We start from the raw sequence: 1,875 nt of genomic DNA on the forward strand, positions 1-1,875 counted from the left end.
GCGGGGCGCTGGTCCTCGGCGACCTGCCCCACGACGGTCACGGGCAGCCCCTCGTGCGCGAGGAGCTGGCTGAGCTCGCCGAGCGAACGGCGGTCCCGGCTGTCCGCGACGAGCGCGACGCCGAGCGCGGGCATCCGGCGGGTCGAGGTCGCGCGCATCTGGGCGAGCCAGCGCAGGCGCTCACGGAGGTGCGCGTACGACTCGAGGCGCGGGCGTGCGAGGAGCACGAGCACGTCGGCCGCCGCGACGACGGGCATGACCGGGCTGCCGGCCTGGACGCGCCCGCAGTCGACGACGACGTCCCGCGTCGGGTGGTGCGCGAGCGCCGACGCGAGCGCCGGCACCGCCGGCGCGATCCCGGTCATCTGCTCGGGGCTCGTCACGCCGCACAGCACGTCGAGACCGCCCTCGAGCTGCTGCAGGTGGTCGTCGAGGCTGTCGTTCGCGAGCCCGCGACGCGCGTCGGCCGCGAGCGACAGGACGCCGCGCTCGGGGTCGAGCGGCCCTCGCGACGCCGTCCGGCCCAGCAGCGACACGTCGCCCCCGGCGGGGTCCGCGTCGACGAGGACCACGTCCGACGGCCACACGCCTGCGAGGACGCGCGCGGTCGTGCTGACGCCGGGCGAGCCCTTCGCGGAGCCGATCGCGACCAGCACGCTCAGCCCCCCTGACCGACGACCGGCGTCCCGCGGCTCACGAGGACGGCCGAGAGCGACGCCTCGGCGGCGGCCGCGGCCAGCTCGGCGCCGTCGGACTCGTCGACGATGAACGTCGCGGTCACCTGACCGCCGTTGGCGCCCTCCGTCGGGGTCGTCGCCGAGCTCACGAGCGCGTCGGCCACGAGCACGGTGCCCTTGCCGTCCGCGACCCGGACGAGCTGGACGACGTCACCCGCCAGCAGACCGGACGCGGGCGCACGGCCCTCCTCGAACGAGGCACCGACCGCGACCTTGCCGTCCTGCAGCGTGCGGGTCGTGGTGAGCATCGACGTGTCGACGAGCTGGCCCTTCGTCACGGCGATCCGCGCGAACTGGCCGACGACGAGCTCCTGCTGCGACGCGGGCACCAGGAGCGTGCCCTCGGACGCGACGGGCGTGGTGGCCAGCGCGTCGTCGGTGATCTCCTCGCCGACCGCGATGTCGCGCGCGGCGACCAGCACGGGGACGCGCTCGTCGGCGCGGAGGGCGAGCAGGCCGGCCGCCGCGGCACCGCCCACGATGAGCAGCACCGCGAACGCCGCGAGCAGGGGACGCCGCTCGCGCGGTGCGTGCGGGAGCCGTTCGGCACGGGCCGCGCCCGCCGACGCCATCCCGCGCTCGTCACGGGCGCGGCGGCGGTCCTGCGCGGCCACGCCCCCGGGCGTGCTCGTGTTCACCGTCATCGATGGGGGTCCAACCTCGCTGCGGGGGTTCGTGCAAGGACTGCATGACTATAGGGGCAAATCGGACGGTGACGGTCGCGCGCGGTCCGGGTCGCGTCCGGTCCCGGCGCGTCTACCATGGCCGCCGACCACAGCCCGAGGGAGGCCTTCCATGCCGACGAGCGCGCACTTGCCTGCGGCGACAGCTCTCGCGCGACGAGGGACCGCCCGTCAGCGCGCAGGGGGCACCCGGTGACCGCACGCCCGCACACTTCACCTGATCGGGTGGCGACCGTCCCGGCGACATGGCCGCTCGTCCGTGCGCAGCTGCGACCCGACGACACGGGGACCGTGCACGTCAACGAGCACGCCTACGCGTGCGCCGCCTCCGCGACGGCGGCCCGCGCCGGCGCATGAGCCTGGGCAACCTGGGCATCCAGACGAAGATGATGCTGCTGCTCGGTCTCGTGGCGTTCGTCGCCCTCGGCTCGGGCGCCTTCGCCTACGTCGCCCTC

Annotated in this window: 2 protein-coding genes; both read right to left on the reverse strand. The window is 75.6% G+C overall.

The window, feature by feature from the left end:
* The coding region (locus tag HGA02_RS18050; protein ID WP_168680654.1) for a hypothetical protein at positions 1–656 on the reverse strand (656 nt) is incomplete at its 3' end.
* A gap of 2 nt (positions 657–658) precedes the next feature.
* Entirely contained in the window at positions 659–1,381 is a 723-nt protein-coding gene (locus tag HGA02_RS18055) for an SAF domain-containing protein (protein ID WP_168680656.1), read from the reverse strand.
* Positions 1,382–1,875 lie beyond the last annotated feature (494 nt).

The organism is Cellulomonas septica (assembly GCF_012396155.1).
GTDB lineage: Bacteria > Actinomycetota > Actinomycetes > Actinomycetales > Cellulomonadaceae > Cellulomonas > Cellulomonas septica.